Raw genomic sequence first — 16,461 nt, 5'->3', positions numbered from 1 at the left:
TTCACTCGTCCTCGAACGATTCAAATACGCTGCGCCGCTCATGGGCGCAACGCGTCAAAGATGATCTGCACATTGCCGAAGTACTGGCCGGGGAGATAACCGTCGTCAGGCTTCTGCGCGGCGATTTCCAGCAGCACGCGTTTGCCGACGCGGGCCTCGTCTTCCGGCACCACGCGCACGGCGGCAAGCCCCAGCACCTGCTGGTTGAAGGTGACGGTCAAGGCAATGTTGTCGCTGCCGTTGAACAACACCGGCTCATAGGCGAGGTAGGCATCCACCGCGCCCAGCACGTTTTTCACGTCGAAATACTCACGCAGCGCGGTCAGGGTTTCAGTCACCGGGTTCCAGTTCAGCGTTTGCTCACGCTCCAAAAAACCGGGGTTGAGCGGCAACACATAAAAGTCACTGGTGGGCACCTTGACCGACACCTGGAACACCGCCTCTTCGCGGGCCGCCAGGGCGCTGAAGCTGAGCAGGCTCAATAGGCCCAGTACCGTCAGAACCCTGCACACTGGCCAACGGCTCATCCTTTCACCTCTAGATTTTTCTGGTTGTCGCCTTCCTGCAGCTTGAAGGTGTATTGGCGCCCGGCGTCCTTAGTGAAGGTAAAGGCGCGCCCCGGCAGCACGTGGTTTTTGGTGGTCGGATGGCAGTCGGTCGGTTTACCGGCCACGCAGTTCTTGAACTCGTCGACCACGATCACGCTGTTGCCGTTGTTGCGCAGCTCATAGCGGCCGGCACCGTCGTCGATGCGCGTGTCGTAGCGGGTGTCCTTGGGTCGCACGAAAAACACCGTGCCGTAGCCGGCCAATACGCTGACGCCGGCCTGCAAGGTTTTTTGATAGGCCTCGCGCTCTTCGTCGGACACGGCGAAGGCGTCCTCTTTTTCCGGCACCACCGGGATGTAGCGCACCCGGAAGTAACGCTCGCTGGCCCGCTCGCCCATGTACAACAAGCGCGTGCCCTGCATGCCGTTGGCCGGCACGATCAGCCGTGCGGGGCTGGCCATCAGGCCATCCCGTGCGGTGGCGTCAGCCTGGCTTTGCAGCGGTACTTCCTGGGGCACGCCGCTGGCGTCGTAGACGATTTCGAGGATCTCGACCTTGACGAAGGCGGTACTGGTGCCGCCGTTGAAGATGCGTTTCAGGTAACTGCTTTTGCTGCCGTCCAGGTAGTCGTAGACCACGCCGACGTTAATATTCGGGCCCGCCTGGACCCCAAAGGACACCATCCACACGCCCAGGATTGCGGCTAATACTTTCATTGTTTTACACCCTCATTAACGATTGGCCCGACGCCAACGCACTAGACTTGCGAATCCCAAATAGCCGTGACCGCGCCCGCGCAGGTGCCCCTGCCCTATACGTCGTGATGTGCATGACGTCAGTCCTGTAAGAATCAGCCCGACTTCTGCTGGGTGAGTGCGGCATCCGCCAAGGTGTCCGGCGTGCAGCGCAGGTCACCGATCATCAGCACATCGTTTTCAGTGCGGGCCAGGCTCGGGTCGAGACGGAACTGGCAGAGCAACTGGTTGCCCTGGCGCACTTGCAGGGTCGGCGAGCCGGCGTTCATTTCCATCGAGAAGAACCCGTCCACCTCGCTGACCCCACGGCTGGCGTGGTTGATCACGTGATGGCCCTTGAGCGGCCGGCCTTGTGGGTCGACCAGGCGACCGAGCACGGTGACGGTTTTCATCACGCTGATCTTGCGGTAGTCCACCCCGCCCTTGTTGATGTGGTAGGCGCTGCGCGGCGGCTGGATGTTCGCCGACGGCGGGTGGTTGCCTTCGAAGTCGAACGCCACCGAGCCGGTTCTGTAAGCGGTGAGCGGTACAAAGTTACGCCCCGGCCGCAGCGCGGTGCTGCCACCGCTGAGGTCGTCGGCGCGCAAGGTGATGTCGTCCAGGTCGGTCTCCACATCGACGATCATGCCGGCGCCGTTGCCGTGGTACTGGCTGGTCAGCGCCATCTTCTGGCCGCCGACGGCGAAGGTGCTGTGCAGGTTCAGGCCACCGGTGAGGTTGCCGTTGTAGGAGGAACGCTGGGCGAAAACATCGCCGCCGACGGTGTCACCGTGGAAGCTAGTCATGCCGGACAGGCCGACGCCGTAGGTGTCGGTCAGCACGGTGGCCGAGACGTTCTGTAAGACGTGATCGGGCATGCTTTTGCGGTACGTCAACGAGCCATTGTTGTCGCGCTTGCCGTCGCGGGAAGTGCGCGAGCCGATGCTGCCCGACCACTGTTCGCCCGGCCCGCCGAGGGCCAGGTTGAGGGTCAGGTCGACGCCACGGTTGCGCTGGTCGCCGGTGCTGCGGCTGGCGGGGCGGTCAAACAGCGACAGGCGCCAGTTGGCATCGCTGCCAAACAACACATCGTGTTTGCTCCAGCCCAGGTCCAGGCCAACCCCCTCGACATTGCCTTGGCTGTGGGACAGGCGGGCATTGAGCGAATGTTGGTTGAGCAGACGATGATTGATCGACAGCGACGAGGTGCTGGTCTGGCCGACAAAGGTTTGTCGGGAGCGCAGCCGTGTACCGTCGGGCAGGGTGTCGTAGGTGTTGCGCGTGTCCAGCCAACTGCGGTTGTGGCTGGCAATCACGCTGCCGGCGCCATAACTGTAGAGGCCTTGCACGTCCATGCCGGTGCCGTGGTCCTGGGTCTGGTAGACGTTGGCGTAGACGCTCGCCTGGGTCGCCAGCGTCCAGTCGATGGAGCTGCCGTATTGCATGCGGTCCTGCACCTGGCGAGCGGACAGGCCGAGGATCACGCGCGGGTGCAGCAGGTAATTGACCGAGGCGCCGGCGGTCATGTCGCCTTTGTCGCGCTGATCCCAGTTGTTGAGCAGGGTGCTTTCGCGGCCGGCGAACAGGTTGTAGCGCCAGCGCTCGTCGTGGTTGCGCCAGTTATTGGGCTTGTACACCAGCTCCTGGGTGGTGGCCGTGACCTGGCCGTCTTCGACCAGGCGCACTTCCACTTCATAAATGCCACCGGGCAGCGCGCGCGTGTCGATGCTTTGCAAACCGGCCGCCACTGGCTGGGTGTTGATCAGCAGGCCGTTGCGATAAATCTCTACCGAGCCTTGGCGGTTGGAGGTGACGTAGATCGGGTACACGCTGGGCTTGGGGTTGCTGATCGCGAGGCTGTCGGAACTGCCGAGCATCACACCCACGGCCACATCCGGCGCCGCCCCAAAGGAGCGCGGCTGGCGATTAAGCCCTTCGGAAGTGGGCGTGAAATAGCCCAGGCGCAGGAACTGGCCTTCGAATTCGCGCTGGGCATACAGCGAATACAACGCGTGATACAGCTGCGTGTCCGGCCCGCCGAGGCGTGCCAGTTGCAGGTTGAGCGCGTGGCTCCAGTTCCCCAGGCTGCTGCTGGCTTCAACCCCGAAACGTCCGCCGAGTGCCTGGTCTTGCCCGCCGTTGAGGTTCAACTGGTTGCTGACAATCAAGCCCGTGCTGCCGTCTTTGGGTTGGTGGTAATAACGCTGATGATCGGTGTCGTGCTCGGCGTTCTGCGTGAGGATCGAGACCAGCGAGTTTTCCAGGTTGTAATGCACCGCCAACATCTTCTCCGGGCAGTGTTGCGTGCAACTGCCTAGCGCGACGCCTTGTTGCAAGTAACTGCTCCAGGTATCGCGCTCAGCGGGTTTGATCGGGCTGTCGCTGGTATCGGTAAAGTCCAGCAGCGTGAGGCGATCATCGCGCGAAAGCACCACCATTGCCTCGCCCATGAACACTTCGTCGCGTTCTATGCGCACGGCCAGCGGCACATCAAAAAAATGCTCTTCGAATTCGCTCGGCAAACCTTTCGCCTGAGCCAGCAAACTGCGCGGCGTGTAACTGTTGTCAGCCGCGGCCAAGGCAGCCGAACAGGCAAGCAGGGCCAGCGCCGCCGCGATGGGTTTCATCGGGAACATGAACTTAATACTCTAGGGCGAACAGCAAACCATCGGAGCACCGACCCCAGGCGAACACCGCCTGCGGTCGGTGGGTGTGATCAATAAGGCAAACCCTTATCGATTGCCGGGCGCTTAAAACGTGGTGCGCGGCACGTTGTCGAAGATCACGGTGGCCGTGGTGGTGTATTGACCGTTCTGAGTGTCCGCTGGCTTGGCGGCCTTGATGGTCATCAGCTTTTGCAGACCCGGGTTGGACTCTGCGTCGGCAGCCACTTCCAAAGGGGCGCCGGTCAGGACGACGTCGCCCAGGCTGATGGTCAGCGCGATAGCGTCTGTACCGTTGGTGAGCGATGCCGGGCCGTCCTGCAGGTAAGCGTCGATCGAGCCACCGGTGTTTTTCAGGGTGAACATGGAAGACAGCGTGCTCAACTCACCGGTCACGGTGTTGTAGGACATGATTTCGTCACGACCGAAGTTGGGGTCCAGGGGTTGAGCGTGGAACTGCTTGGTAGGGATATCGGCCTTGATGTTGATCGTGGTGCTTGCATCGTTGGCGGCCATCGCAACCGAAGAGCCCAGTACGGCAACAGCCAGAGGGAGCAGAACAGTAAACTTCTTGATCATGCTTGAATACCTGTAGTCATTTAAAGGAAGGCGGTTAACTCAAAAGCAAGCCAGGACTCACTTCCAACTAACACACTGGCATTGAGGTTCAGTGTTTTGGTGAACGTTCAACGCCAGGGCATATTCGATCAAATCAACTTTAAGATATGCAGGCACGCTCCGAGAAACATGCAAGCCACTAGGCCATTACGCAGGAGGAAGAAATACAATAAATACGACTTTTAAAAAAATGACTGTAAGAATTGAATGACGCACAGATATATCGACAAAAGCAGTACAGATATAAAAACCAACTTAGCCGATAAGACCGCGACTGTAGTATTGAAACTACGTGCGAGCATTATTCTATACGTTCAAACTGTGCGGCACCGGTTGACCACGGTGTTATTGACGTAGGAGATGGACGTTTCGCGCCTCTCCCTTGTTAAGCCCAACCTGGCGGCACGCTTGACGACGCATAGCTATTCACTATGATTGACTTTAAATCGAACCGACGAATATTAGTGTAGAATCAATCACCAAGGATCGACCGATGTGGACACCCGTGAGTGGGTGGCTACATCCGCCAAACTGTCAGTGGCAGGCTGCGGCGATATCAAATTCAATCAGGAGTCCCCCTCAGCATGGCAATCACCGCGAAAACCCGATCTGTCACGGCTCACGTCCCTGAGCAACTGGCCCAAAAGATCGATTTGATGGCAGAGCGTCTGGAGCGTTCCAAAAACTGGATCGTCAAGCAGGCTCTGTCCGCTTGGATAGAGCAGGAAGAAGAGCGTAGTCGCCTGACCCGTGAGGCCTTGGCCGATGTTGACGCTGGCCGCGTTATTGACCACCAAGCTGTCCAGGCCTGGGCTGATAGCCTCAGCACCGACACTCCGTTGACGGTGCCGCGCTGATGGAGTTGAAGTGGACAAGCAAGGCGTTTTCCGACATTACCCGGCTGTACGAGTTTCTGGCGTCGGTGAATCAGCCTGCCGCCGCACGAACAGTGCAGCAACTCACGGCGGCCCCTATCACACTGCTGACCAACCCACGCATTGGTGAACGCCTGGAAGAGTTCGAGCCAAGGGATGTGCGTCGAATTCAGATCGGCCATTACGAGATGCGTTACGAGATAGTGGATTCGACTATCTACCTGCTGCGCCTGTGGCACACCCGTGAAGACCGATAGCCAGGCTGGACTGGGGCCCGGACCGGCCGCTGTCATTTGCAGGTAGCGATGGCCCGTGGCATTGACACAGCGACGGCCTTCCAAAACGCCCTCCTGAACGCATCAACGCTAAAAAAATCGCGCCCCCCTGAGCTGGTCGGTAATCCGCGTTGGGACCGGGGAACCCAGCCCAACACCTGCCCCAGCCAGCCAAATCCCCGTCACGTCTTGACCAACATCTGTGACCACGCCCGGCGACCCACGCACATTGAGCGAGATATAGACCGGCAGGATTCACGGCGGCGGCTATTTTGTAGTCGAGCGATCCGTATCGGATGTCGAACGAATGAACGCCGGGGGCGGCGGTGTACGGGGTTTGCAGGGACAGCTTGGAGCCCTCAGGGTCAGCCCCCTATTCCCCTCAGAACACACTTCGTATAACTACGCTCCATCAGTTGCAATCTGTCCCACCTCTTTTCTGCGGAAGGCCATCTGTTATCTCATAGTAGCTGCCCTTTTGTGCCACACAGATGTGCTCTATCAGTGTCAGCCCTGCTGGCTCGTTGAACGTGCCAGCTGCAATCGAGATATACCCCTCATCTCGATTTTCCGAAAATATCTGTGCTCCACACCGAGAACAAAAACCACGGTGCGTGGTTGGCGATGAGCGGTACCAACGCAGCTTGCCGACGCTTATTAGTTCAAGGTCTGCCTTATCACAGGCGGCGTAGGCGGCAAAGTGGCTATGCAAGCGGCGGCAGAATACGCAGTGACAGGCAACGACATTGCGCAATTCGCCCCGAACGATATAGCGCACCGAACCGCATAGACATCCGCCGGTCGCTCGGATCTGTTTTACCTCCACCTCTGACATTACGCGCTCCCCTTGTAATTATGGATTTTAGGACTACAATTCTGGAACTATAGTTCTTTTGAGTAACGATCATGTTCAACGGAATTGTGCAATTTTTTGATACTCTGTCCACAACGCGTCGGCGTCGTGCCAATTTACGGTTCACCAACAGCCTCAGCGACGAGGTCCTACGTGATACTGGCGTGGAGCGAATTGAGCTTGTGGCGAGCTTTGTCTCACCGCAGCCTGGATGCCGGGAGCAGTCTGAGGAGAATCGCGCTGGAAAATGTCTTCCCCATGGTTGAAATCATAGAATGCTAAATACTTTGAATGACATAGCCTTCGATGACGCGGCGCGGTGCATGGCTGAACTCGGCCACCCTCATCGTCTACAGATATTTCAACTTTTAATCCGGGTCGGGGATGCCGGGCTCGCCGTGGGGGAGATTCAACAACAACTTGGCATTCCCAAATCGACTCTTGCCCACCATCTTGCTCAGCTTGTTGCTGCGGGCTTGATGACTCAAGAGCGACAAGGCAGGGTGCAGCGTTGCCGAATCGACGCCGGACGTGCAAGGGCCCTGGTAGCATTTTTTGTCACGGACTGCTGCGAAGGCCTACCGGGAGTTGAAGGGTTGTTTCATAAGTAAGACAGGCCCGTTATAAAAAAACAATATTCTAATTATGCATTCTCAGCGTCTTGGTCGGTAATGCGACGAAATGAAATGACTGTTGCTTTTAAGTTTTAGCGTAAGGCTGTGAGCAATAAGATATCGAAATCGTATTTTGAGTAATGGCGAAGAATATATGATGGTGATTTTATTTTGGGGTTATCTTCGGAGCTACATGGAGAATTTTATCTTCGGTGGTGTCTCCGGTGTCTCTGGCAAGATTGTCGGAAAGTTGCCTTGATATGACCGAACAAGATGGTCGGCAAACTGCCTATAAATATCTCCGCTCGAGTTGACTGCTATAATAAGTTTGGAGTTTGGCAAAGTAGGGAAGTCATGTTCCTCACCTAAAATTACTTCATCCTTGCTAATGGCATTGTAAGGGAGTATTGCTATACCCAATCCGGCAGAAACCGCTTTTTTTATGTTTTCGTATGACGATCCAGTATATGCGATTTTTACCTGTTTATTCTCCTTCCTAAGTACTTCGAGCGCAGCCCTACGGTACGAACAACCTTCTGGAAATAGAATGAGAGGTAATTCGTGGCTTTTGTTAAAGTTAGTATTTTCCCTTCCAACCCAATGGAGTGATTCTGTTTTAAGTGGACGGTAGTGGGAAAATCCATTTTCTTCGAAGTCTGTCGTTCTTTTAAAGAGAGCGACATCAAGCTCGTTAGCTCTAACCAAAGTCAAGATTTTATCCGAGAGCGTAGCGTGCACCTCGACTTTCAATTGAGGATTTACAGCAAAATAACTCGATAAAGCGCTGTATATATAAGCGATACTGAAGTCGTCAGGTACCCCTAGCCGAACAAGGCCGCGCACAGGCGATTTTTGGAGCGTTCCAATTGCAACTGAGACTGTATTAAGTATCTCATTTACCTGAGGTAGAAAGTGCTTTCCTTCGTCAGTTAGACCAATAACTCGCCCTTGACGCCGTTCGAGCAGCTTACAGCCTACTATCTGTTCAAGCTTTTTAAGATTTTGCGTAATGGCGGACTGCGATCTGTGCAGTTTTTTGCTGGCACTTATGAAGCCGCCATCCAAAGCGATTGTAGCGAACGTCCTCAGGTGCTCTAACGTTGCACGGCGGTCGCCCAGATGTGACCAAATTTCCTTCTCCATTGCCCCATGCTCCAGCATTATTCAACGGCGCTTGTAAGATCTTTGGCAGCAATCACTGCGACCTGCAAGCCTTCCCCAAATCCCCTTCGAACCAATCTTGCCATCTTCTTTGAATCTATCAGTAATTATAGGATGAGTCATTGCGTGTTGGATCCAATCCGTCGCATTTTGTTTCAGTTCGACGAGTATGCCTTCGCAAATATGAAAATTTTGAAGCCGCAATCCCGCAGAGCGATAGCCCACGCCTGGTCAGCCGCCGACCGATGCGTAACGAGGTAGCAAAATTTCTTATTATGAATAGAGGATTATTAATTTTCCAAACACCGCTCGGCCTGCCATCGTTCTACCTAACGGACAAGTATCAGATGCTTAGGTATTGGACTCTTGTCGACCGGCTTGAGAGCTAGGATCACCCCTCGATCGACAGAAAAATGCTCTCTCTCGAGAGATATCAGTTTGCGCTCAACCCAGTCACCTGAGGCTATATAGAAGTTATAACTTTTATGAAACAGTAGGGAGCACCCAATATGAATACGCTAACTAACGGGAAAATTGAATCGTTTCATATCGACGTAAAAACAGCTAATTTCTTCGGGCTCCACCACGCCGAACGCCTCAAGGAGGTGCTTGAGATCCACCTCAGCGACCGCTCTTACCGTCCGAAGGACGACGATTTACTGAGTGATTGGGTTGCTAGCGTCACTGCGCCGGCGTTCCACATTTTGGCTAAGGAAGGTTTTCGTGCTCGCGACTTTTGCACGATCGGTACCGGTGCGGGTCTTGATGCCCTGGCGGCGATAGAAATTCTTGAATCCAAAAATATTTTTATAACGGATTTACATGAGGATGTCGTATCACTCGCAGCTAAAAACATTGTAGGAAATATAAGGGAGAGTGACATATTGGTCGCCACGGGCACTGGCGACATGATAAGTCCAGTGGTAGACGCTAACTTTAGAGCGGACCTTCTCTACGAGAATTTGCCGAACATTCCGATTGAGGTTGAGAGCGATCTTCATAGTGGACAGAATAGTTCGACTTTTGCCGCTAGGCGCAAGGAGAATCTCCCGAAATTTGTTTCGCAACACCTACTTTCTCTACACTTTCTTATGCTGAAAAATGCACGTTCTATACTCCGACCAGGCGGTAGGATTCTATCCTCGATTGGTGGACGAGTGCCTCTTGAAGTCACACTTAAACTTGCATCGGCAACTAACTACAGCGGCAGAATTCTCGCTTATACTTGGAAGGTGCAATCTGAGCCTGAGGACGTTATTGGTGGGTATGCTCATTGGGAACAAGCTGGCTTTGGCCCCTTTAAATTTTATCCAGTAGATATTCTGAAAGTTATCTTTAACAAGCCAACGTTCGTAGTCGAAAGTAGCGATGCACTTGAGTTTGAGCAAGCTCTGGCGGGTTATGAGTTGAGTGCTGTTCAAGCGCTACAAGGGTTTCAGGACGGAATTCAAATAGGCCATACGGTTGCGGTGCTGGAATCAACTGATTGGTAAACTGTTAACAATCTGCAGATCGATCTCATGCCAAAGCACATACTACAGCTAATTGGTTCCACACCTGTCGTTGAACTCACAAAATTGGGCATTCCAGAAGGTGTGCGGATTTTCGCGAAACTAGAGTTTTTGAATCCAGGTGGAAGTATTAAGGATCGCATGGTCTTTCATATTCTCCGTGATGCGGAGTCAAGGGGCAAGCTTAAGCCAGGCTCAGTTATAGTTGAGAATACATCCGGCAATACCGGTGCTGCTATTGCAATGTTTGCTGCGACTTTCGGTTATCACGCCATTCTGACTATGCCCGATAAAGTCAGCAAGGAAAAACAGAATGCCCTAAAAGCGATGGGGGCCGAGATCATAGTTTGTCCAACCAGTGTTCCTCCAGAATCGGAAAATCATTACGTTTCTGTTGCTCGGCGAATCCACGCTGAGACTCCGGATTCGTTCATGCTAAATCAATATGATAACCCTTTAAATGCGGAAGCCCACTATCTCACGACAGGCCCAGAGATATTTAAGGTCTTTGGAAAAACTATTTCAGCATTCGTCGCTTCTGGAAGTACTGGTGGGACGATTTGTGGGGTAGGCCGTTTTCTAAAAGAAAAAATTCCTGATATTAGTGTGGTTTTGCTAGATCCGATCGGTTCTATATATCATCATTATTTTCATCATGGGTTGGTAGATACTGACCTGATACGACCCTATTATGTAGAGGGCGTCGGCGAGGATCATCTAGCCAAATGTATGAACTTTAATGTGTTGACCGACGTGATTCAATTTGACGACCAATCAGCATTTCAAACCTGCCAAAAACTGGCGCGTAAAGAAGGATTGTTTTGTGGGGGAAGTTCTGGGGCCAATGTCTGGGGCTGTCTTGAACTCGCTAAAACAATACCGAAACCAGCAGTAATAGTGACTGTCTTGCCTGATAGCGGCACTAAGTATCTCTCCAAAATATACGACGATGAATGGCTAGCTTATCACGGTTTCGCAACTCAGGATGTTAGCGAGATTTGATCTTAGTATAAGTAGCGTTTATAAATTTTGGTTGCGTATCATTTTTCTGGCATCAAGGTGATTCAGGGGATATAGCCTGTTGCATTTGGATCTGTAAGACGGATTACGGTTATTCTGGCCAGGGGGTAAAATGCTTGATTTCTCGCGGGGCGATATAATAGCTGCGCTGGTAGCTTCGTTTTTGTGGAGCTTTGCATATATAGGTCCAACGGCTGTACAGCCAGCAGGGGAATTACTATTGGTTGCTGGACGGTACATTGTATTTGGGCTTTGTGGTATTTTTGTGCTGTATGTCGATCGTGAAGAGATGAAAAAAGTTTCGTTGCGGCGAATATTATTCGCTTTGCATCTGGGTGTAATTGGATACTTAGTCTTCTATATTGCTGTTTCATATGCGGTCACCTTCAGTGGCGGATTTGTCACCGCTATTATTGCGGGTTCTGCGCCAATCGGTATTGCCGCTGTGGGAAACATCTTGGAACGTCGTACCCCTTGGGGCGTGCTATTGTCCTCTGTCACTTTAATTTTTATTGGGATATATAGTATTAGTCTTACGCAGTCTGCTGGGGAGTCGCCTCATTACACGGCCCTATCAATATTTGGTATTAGCTTGGCGCTTCTCGCCAGTGCGACGTGGACTTATTTTGTAGTGTTGAATGCTCATGCCCAGCGCACCTGGGTTGGTTTGCCAACGACCAGATATTGGACTGCATTAGTTGCGGTCGGAGCCGGAGCCGGATCTCTTCTACTTCTGCCAATGGCATTAATTTCGACTCCTGCGGCGACGTTCTCGCCAATTATTTTTGGAAACTTATTATTATGGATTCTTGGTCTTGGGTTTATTGGCTCTTGGTATGGAACTTATATTTGGGTGCGGGCAGCTCAAAGGCTACCGGCAGCGCTCGCGGGGCCGCTATTAGCTACTGAGGCGATTTTCGGGGCTATCCTTAGTCTGATTTGGGAGCAGCGGCTTCCGACAAGTTTTGAGGCTTTTGGAAGTTTTCTAATCATATTAGGGGTAGTGTTGTGTCTGTATTATGAACTTAGGAAGGGGCGTTTGCGAGAGGTGTGACGGCTTAACCCCAACTTTTAACCAAACGCCAAGCTTAGCTTGCAACGCTATGAGACTTTTAATTAAACCAAGATGGGATGGGCGAAATATGCGTAAATCATATGAAGCGGTCAAGCGTTCTCATGTATTTAAGGATAATGTGGAGGGCCTCAAGCAGTACTATGAAGCTTGGGCCACCCATTACAACAAGGACCTTGAAAACGAGAGTTGGGTCGCCCCTCAAGTGACCTGTGATCTAGTTCGGTTGGTTGCAACAAGCTACGGGCTCAACAATACAAGTATTTTGGATGCGGGGTGCGGTACTGGGCTTGTGGGGGTAGGCCTCAATGAAAGAGGTTTTAATATAATCGACGGAATTGATCTGTCCGAGCAGATGGTGGAGGAGGCCTTAAAAACTCAAGTGTACCGCAGTCTTCGCGGGGGGATTGATCTTAATATTCGTTCAAAAAACCACCGAGGCAGGCAGTATGGGATTGTTGTCAGCTGTGGTATGTTCACACACGGACACGTAGAGCCCAAGGCATTATTGTCTTTGATCGATTACTGTGCTGGCGGTGGGTTTATTATCGTATCCACTCGAAATAGTTATATGAGTAAAGCGAAGTTTGAGGACTTCGTTAGGCTAGAGGTTTTATCTTCTATGATAGAACTTCAGTTTTGTGTACGCGATGCCAGATACCTAGAGGCTGAGGGCGGGCATTATTGGGTTTTTCATAAAAACCAAATAATTAACCACATTGCGACTGAATAGTTGGACTGGGATCACAATAAATAGGCGTCTTAGTTAAGCGCTTGTCAAAGTAGGGAGCTACAGAATCAGGTTGAGCTAAGCGGCCTGCGCCCTATCGAATACGAAGGGCGGACAGCCACTGGGGTTAAGTGCACTTTCTGTTCAGGCGCTTCCTAAACAATTCATAGCTTATTGGTTTCATTGCTCCCCAAAACCCAACCTGGCAGCCCTAGCCAGATCGGAGAGCCTTAGCTTACGATTTTCCGAATTCAGTGGGCTCCCCTTTCCAACCCCCTGCCCGCCACGGCAGGGGCAATGACCAGGCTTACTCAACATGCTTAAGCTTGATCACCTGTTCAAGCGCCGAGAGCAGCCGTTCAAACGCACTAAACCGCTCGTCCTTCAGTTCGGCCCAGCGCTCGATGAAGAAGCGGCCTTGATCGTCAATCTGCACCGGCGTGGTGAGAATCTCGCCAGTGCGCGAGTGATGCACCAGGTTCACTGCGTGGGGTGAACGCTGCTCGACCATGAACTGTCCGGGGTGTGTCAGCCGTGAACGATCGACCGGAACATAGGCGCGAAGGGGACGTGCGCCTGAGACGGCGACACTCAAGGTGAAGTCGCTGCGGATCGCCGTGAGCCGGTTGGGGTACAAAGACGATCCATAGGCGACGGTCCATTGCAGTCCTGAACGCAACTCGGTGGCGGTGCCCGCTGGGACGTCGAAGGTCCGCAGGCTGATGGCTCCTTGAGTTTGAGCGACGCCCGCAATGCCCGCGACAGGGTGCGCATGAGCACTCCCCATATGCGCCACCCACTTATGCGCGCCTTGGGCCACCTGGTCCTTGCGGATGACCTCTCCGGCAAAAAAATTGAACATCGAAAGGCGCGACGTATCGGCTGCGGCCATGCCCTTGGTGTGGTAGCTGGATACGCAATCCAATGCGCGTATGCGCATCCCGTGTTTGCCCGCCACGTCCACCACGCTGGTGTAAGTGTGCGGCCCGCGGTACTCGGGCATTTGCCCACGGTCCAGGGTCCACAGTCGGTCTTTGAGCGATTTTGACACGACCCCTGTGCGATGGAACGTATCCAGGTCTGCCTGGTGCAGGTCGGTGAACAGGTGCTCCATGTAGAGGGTTTTGACCCCGTGTGCCTTGAGCGTGCTCATCTGATCGATCAGCAACGCCTTGCTCGATTGCTCGGCGTGGCTCTCACAGATAATCAGCCCTGGGGCGTGTTTGTAGCTCTCCTGGATAAAGTCGGCTTGCGTGGCGTGCGCCGGCAAGTCCGGCAAGGTCGGCCGGGCGGGGAGTTCAGCGGTTTTGAAAAACTCCTCGGCGCGCTTATCCAGGCGTTCGCGGGTTTTCCTGAAGGCGCTTTCGGCGGCGGCTATTTTGTGGTCGAGCGATCCGTAACGGGTGTCGAACGGATGGGCGCCTTTGCCCATTTCATGCAGCTCGTGGGTGAACCGTGCGTCTATGTCGAAGTCGCTGTAGGCGCTTGCGTCGCGGGTTGCGCTGATGAACGCCGGGGGCGCGGTGTACGGGGTTTGCAGGGTCAACTTGAAATCGGCTTTGGCCAGCGGGTCGTCGGCGATCGCGCCGGCGGAGTCGTTCCAGACACCCACCGGCTGGCCGGCGGCGACGTCTTCGACCCGCACACTCAGGGTCTTTTGCAGGTCGGCCAGGCCCGGGGTTTGTGTGTGGGTGTTGGTGCGGCGGCTGTCAGCCAGGGCGACCCAGCCGTCTGTGGGGTTTTCGGCGATATCGGCTTCGATGAGTTTATGGGAGTAGAAGTTTCGCTGGGCATTGGGCCGGGGACTGACCAGCGCGCCGTTTCTCAGGTAGAAGGCTCTGTCCAGCTCGTAGCCAGTGGACGCATCCAGCGCACAGACGGCGATTTTTTCGCGACGCGCCGCAAGCATCAAGGCGCGATAGGCGTGCGGCGAGTCTTTGGCGATCCCCAGGGCTTTCTCGACTTTTTTCAGATAGGCGCTGATGTGCCTGTAGCTGCCCCCGGCGTTGAACTTGTTGAGTTTGACTCTGAACAGGTCCGCCGGCAGGTATTCGATGTACAGGCGCCGCACGCCAAGCGCGTAGAGGGCGTGCATGTTGTCGATCAGCAACTGTTTGCCAGCGAGCGAGCTCGGCACGGCGCCCACGACCAGGCCTTGGTTTTCCTTGAAGGCGCTTTCAAGGATGTGCCGATGGGTCGCGTTTGTTTCAAAGGCCAGTACATCGGCCCTGGGGACGATGGGTTGCAGCTGTGTGAAGAACGTGTCGGCATCGCTGCGCAACTGCCGGTATGCCTTCAAGTACGGGGCTTCTAGCGGGCCCATTTCATAGATCAGCAGGGCATTGCGGGTTCCATCACCGAAAAACTCATCCACGCTGGAGAGGGTTCCAAACTCCAGGGTCAGCACGGTTTCATAGTCCTTGATCCGCTCCGTCGGCACTTCATAGCGCTGCAACGCGTGGGGTGTCGGCGCAGGTGGTGTCGGCACCCCGCCGGTGAGGCCCGAGCGCACCCAGTGCCCCTCGGCATTCTGGTTGACCAGGCGTGCGGTGGAGAGCAGTTTTCCGTTCACCGGGTCCTGATGAAACAGCAGATAGCGGCCTAGCGCATCGGGGGTTTTCGTGGCCCACAACGACCGACCTTCGAACATCACCGCCTGCATGCCGGCGGGTGCGGGGGTCGGTGGCTCCAGTTGTTTGATCAGCGCCATGGACTGGTGCTGCACCGCCGGGCGCATAAGGTGGCGCATGGGCCGCGCCAACGGGCCGATGGACTTGAGTGCCGGGCGCAGATCGCTGAACACGGCGCCGAGGCTGTTGCTCAGGTAGCCGATAAAGTGTTGCAGCGCGGCATGCGTGTCGCCCTGGTTATAGGCGTGCAGGGCAAGCATGCCGTCCTTGAGCGCCAGCAACAGGCCCAGGCTCAGGCTCAACACCGGAAACGGCGCGGTTGCAATCGCGATCAGCGGTTCGAGGCAACTCCAGATCAGGCCCATGATCATGTCGCTGCGATTGACCGTGGTGGCAGCCACGTCGTCGATCTTGCGCTGCAGCTTCATGTCGTGCAGCAGGTGGCGCAGGTCGAGCACGGGCGCAACGCGTTCGGTTGAGTCGTAGCGCGCCGGGCTCAGGTCGGTGCTGTTGAGGTCTGCGGGCAGGCCGGCCTTGGCGGTTTGCAGAAAACCTCGCACCCGAACCTGGGACTGCACACCGACGCGCGCGCTGAAGTAATCGAGCATGCCGTCGACTTTTTTCAGCAGGTAGTTGAACACCCGGGCTTCACGGAAGAAAACACCATCCGGCGCCTGCGGCGTGTAGAGCAGCACCGGGTTCACGCTGTGGCTGAACAGCAGGGTGTCGATCACCCAGTCGCCGTCGATCATCAGGCGATGCACGCAGTAGGTGTTGCGCGTTTCGGCCGACGTGTCATCCAGGCTGTGGATGGCGCGCTCAAGCCAATCAAGATCGGCCTGGGCGATATGGCCTTTGAGGCGCGACTCCAGCGCAGCGCTGTGCAGTTGTAGCTGGCTGATGGTCAGCGTTGCATCGCGGCGCAGCGGGTAGCCTTGGCTGCCGGGGTTTTGCAGCTTGGCTTTGACTTCATCGGCGTAGCGCTGGCCGATCCACACGCCGCGTACCGAGAGCACGACGTTGCTCGGCGTGAGCTTGCTCAGATTGACCCCGGCCGGGCCCATGAAGGTGGCGACGGTTTCGAACTTGGCGTCGAGGAAGCCCACGGCGTCTTCAAAACCCTCGCGATACAGCCGGGTATAGGTGACGGACGCGGG

At 54.8% G+C, this 16,461-nt stretch carries 15 protein-coding genes; 7 read left to right on the top strand and 8 right to left on the bottom strand.

Annotated elements, in window-relative coordinates; translation table 11 throughout:
• Positions 1-38: 38 nt before the first annotated feature.
• The 4 genes from ACP7CJ_RS00990 to ACP7CJ_RS00975 all read right to left on the bottom strand — a co-directional run bounded on the left by ACP7CJ_RS00990 (position 39) and on the right by ACP7CJ_RS00975 (position 4,524).
• Entirely contained in the window at positions 39-527 is a 489-nt protein-coding gene (locus ACP7CJ_RS00990; protein ID WP_426099629.1) for a CS1 type fimbrial major subunit, read from the bottom strand.
• Entirely contained in the window at positions 524-1,264 is a 741-nt protein-coding gene (locus ACP7CJ_RS00985; protein ID WP_426099630.1) for a molecular chaperone, read from the bottom strand. The genes ACP7CJ_RS00990 and ACP7CJ_RS00985 overlap by 4 nt, the downstream gene beginning before the upstream one ends.
• Positions 1,265-1,398: 134 nt before the next feature.
• The gene (locus tag ACP7CJ_RS00980) at positions 1,399-3,918 is read right to left on the bottom strand and encodes a TcfC E-set like domain-containing protein (RefSeq protein ID WP_426099631.1); all 2,520 of its coding nucleotides are present in this window, start codon (positions 3,916-3,918) and stop codon (positions 1,399-1,401) included.
• Positions 3,919-4,032: 114 nt separating this feature from the next.
• Positions 4,033-4,524: a CS1 type fimbrial major subunit gene (locus ACP7CJ_RS00975; RefSeq protein ID WP_276196670.1), complete on the bottom strand. Its 492-nt coding sequence runs from the start codon at positions 4,522-4,524 to the stop codon at positions 4,033-4,035.
• A 623-nt stretch (positions 4,525-5,147) separates the two neighbouring features.
• Between ACP7CJ_RS00975 and ACP7CJ_RS00970 the strand changes: the two genes are divergently transcribed.
• Positions 5,148-5,420, top strand: a complete 273-nt coding sequence (locus tag ACP7CJ_RS00970; RefSeq protein WP_247397627.1) for a CopG family ribbon-helix-helix protein — start codon at positions 5,148-5,150, stop codon at positions 5,418-5,420.
• Positions 5,420-5,695, top strand: coding sequence for a type II toxin-antitoxin system RelE/ParE family toxin (locus ACP7CJ_RS00965; protein WP_426099632.1), 276 nt, complete (start codon positions 5,420-5,422; stop codon positions 5,693-5,695). Before ACP7CJ_RS00970 ends, ACP7CJ_RS00965 begins: the two co-directional genes overlap by 1 nt.
• Positions 5,696-5,803: 108 nt before the next feature.
• On the opposite strand, the gene ACP7CJ_RS00960 is transcribed toward ACP7CJ_RS00965, so the two are convergent.
• Both ACP7CJ_RS00960 and ACP7CJ_RS00955 read right to left on the bottom strand, forming a co-directional pair.
• Positions 5,804-5,899, bottom strand: a complete 96-nt coding sequence (locus ACP7CJ_RS00960; protein ID WP_426120541.1) for a hypothetical protein — start codon at positions 5,897-5,899, stop codon at positions 5,804-5,806.
• 226 nt (positions 5,900-6,125) lie between these two features.
• A complete protein-coding gene (locus ACP7CJ_RS00955; RefSeq protein ID WP_426099634.1) occupies positions 6,126-6,548 on the bottom strand; it encodes a GFA family protein in 423 nt (140 codons plus the stop codon).
• 293 nt (positions 6,549-6,841) lie between these two features.
• On the opposite strand from ACP7CJ_RS00955, the gene ACP7CJ_RS00950 reads away from it, so the two are divergent.
• Positions 6,842-7,177 carry an ArsR/SmtB family transcription factor gene (locus ACP7CJ_RS00950; protein WP_426120540.1) on the top strand — a complete coding sequence of 112 codons (336 nt, stop codon included), beginning with the start codon at positions 6,842-6,844 and terminating at the stop codon, positions 7,175-7,177.
• 192 nt (positions 7,178-7,369) lie between these two features.
• Here the strand turns inward: ACP7CJ_RS00950 and ACP7CJ_RS00945 are convergent, their stop codons facing one another.
• Positions 7,370-8,323, bottom strand: a complete 954-nt coding sequence (locus ACP7CJ_RS00945; protein WP_426099636.1) for a LysR family transcriptional regulator — start codon at positions 8,321-8,323, stop codon at positions 7,370-7,372.
• A 527-nt stretch (positions 8,324-8,850) separates the two neighbouring features.
• On the opposite strand from ACP7CJ_RS00945, the gene ACP7CJ_RS00940 reads away from it, so the two are divergent.
• From ACP7CJ_RS00940 to ACP7CJ_RS00925, 4 genes are all read left to right on the top strand, one after another.
• Positions 8,851-9,834: a hypothetical protein gene (locus ACP7CJ_RS00940; protein WP_426099637.1), complete on the top strand. Its 984-nt coding sequence runs from the start codon at positions 8,851-8,853 to the stop codon at positions 9,832-9,834.
• A 27-nt stretch (positions 9,835-9,861) separates the two neighbouring features.
• Complete coding sequence (locus ACP7CJ_RS00935; protein ID WP_426099638.1) at positions 9,862-10,854, top strand: PLP-dependent cysteine synthase family protein; 993 nt, start codon at positions 9,862-9,864, stop codon at positions 10,852-10,854.
• Positions 10,855-10,984: 130 nt separating this feature from the next.
• Positions 10,985-11,926 carry a DMT family transporter gene (locus ACP7CJ_RS00930; protein ID WP_426099639.1) on the top strand — a complete coding sequence of 314 codons (942 nt, stop codon included), beginning with the start codon at positions 10,985-10,987 and terminating at the stop codon, positions 11,924-11,926.
• Positions 11,927-12,014: 88 nt separating this feature from the next.
• Positions 12,015-12,677, top strand: a complete 663-nt coding sequence (locus tag ACP7CJ_RS00925) for a class I SAM-dependent DNA methyltransferase (protein ID WP_426099640.1) — start codon at positions 12,015-12,017, stop codon at positions 12,675-12,677.
• 304 nt (positions 12,678-12,981) lie between these two features.
• Here ACP7CJ_RS00925 and ACP7CJ_RS00920 read toward each other — a convergent pair whose 3' ends face one another.
• A complete protein-coding gene (locus ACP7CJ_RS00920; RefSeq protein ID WP_426099641.1) occupies positions 12,982-16,410 on the bottom strand; it encodes a dermonecrotic toxin domain-containing protein in 3,429 nt (1,142 codons plus the stop codon).
• Positions 16,411-16,461: the final 51 nt, after the last annotated feature.

The sequence above is a fragment of the Pseudomonas sp. PSPC3-2 genome (assembly GCF_049897085.1).
Lineage (GTDB): Bacteria > Pseudomonadota > Gammaproteobacteria > Pseudomonadales > Pseudomonadaceae > Aquipseudomonas > Aquipseudomonas paraveronii.
This window is presented reverse-complemented; position numbering and strand designations above follow the sequence as displayed.

Excerpts from the sequence above, each read along its gene's own strand:
- ACP7CJ_RS00990 (WP_426099629.1), bottom strand. The coding sequence starts at position 527 with ATGAGCCGTTGGCCAGTGTGCAGGGTTCTGACGGTACTGGGCCTATTG.
- ACP7CJ_RS00985 (WP_426099630.1), bottom strand. The coding sequence starts at position 1,264 with ATGAAAGTATTAGCCGCAATCCTGGGCGTGTGGATGGTGTCCTTTGGG.
- ACP7CJ_RS00980 (WP_426099631.1), bottom strand. The coding sequence starts at position 3,918 with ATGTTCCCGATGAAACCCATCGCGGCGGCGCTGGCCCTGCTTGCCTGT.
- ACP7CJ_RS00975 (WP_276196670.1), bottom strand. The coding sequence starts at position 4,524 with ATGATCAAGAAGTTTACTGTTCTGCTCCCTCTGGCTGTTGCCGTACTG.
- ACP7CJ_RS00970 (WP_247397627.1), top strand. The coding sequence starts at position 5,148 with ATGGCAATCACCGCGAAAACCCGATCTGTCACGGCTCACGTCCCTGAG.
- ACP7CJ_RS00965 (WP_426099632.1), top strand. The coding sequence starts at position 5,420 with ATGGAGTTGAAGTGGACAAGCAAGGCGTTTTCCGACATTACCCGGCTG.
- ACP7CJ_RS00955 (WP_426099634.1), bottom strand. The coding sequence starts at position 6,548 with ATGTCAGAGGTGGAGGTAAAACAGATCCGAGCGACCGGCGGATGTCTA.
- ACP7CJ_RS00950 (WP_426120540.1), top strand. The coding sequence starts at position 6,842 with ATGCTAAATACTTTGAATGACATAGCCTTCGATGACGCGGCGCGGTGC.
- ACP7CJ_RS00945 (WP_426099636.1), bottom strand. The coding sequence starts at position 8,323 with ATGGAGAAGGAAATTTGGTCACATCTGGGCGACCGCCGTGCAACGTTA.
- ACP7CJ_RS00940 (WP_426099637.1), top strand. The coding sequence starts at position 8,851 with ATGAATACGCTAACTAACGGGAAAATTGAATCGTTTCATATCGACGTA.
- ACP7CJ_RS00935 (WP_426099638.1), top strand. The coding sequence starts at position 9,862 with ATGCCAAAGCACATACTACAGCTAATTGGTTCCACACCTGTCGTTGAA.
- ACP7CJ_RS00930 (WP_426099639.1), top strand. The coding sequence starts at position 10,985 with ATGCTTGATTTCTCGCGGGGCGATATAATAGCTGCGCTGGTAGCTTCG.
- ACP7CJ_RS00925 (WP_426099640.1), top strand. The coding sequence starts at position 12,015 with ATGCGTAAATCATATGAAGCGGTCAAGCGTTCTCATGTATTTAAGGAT.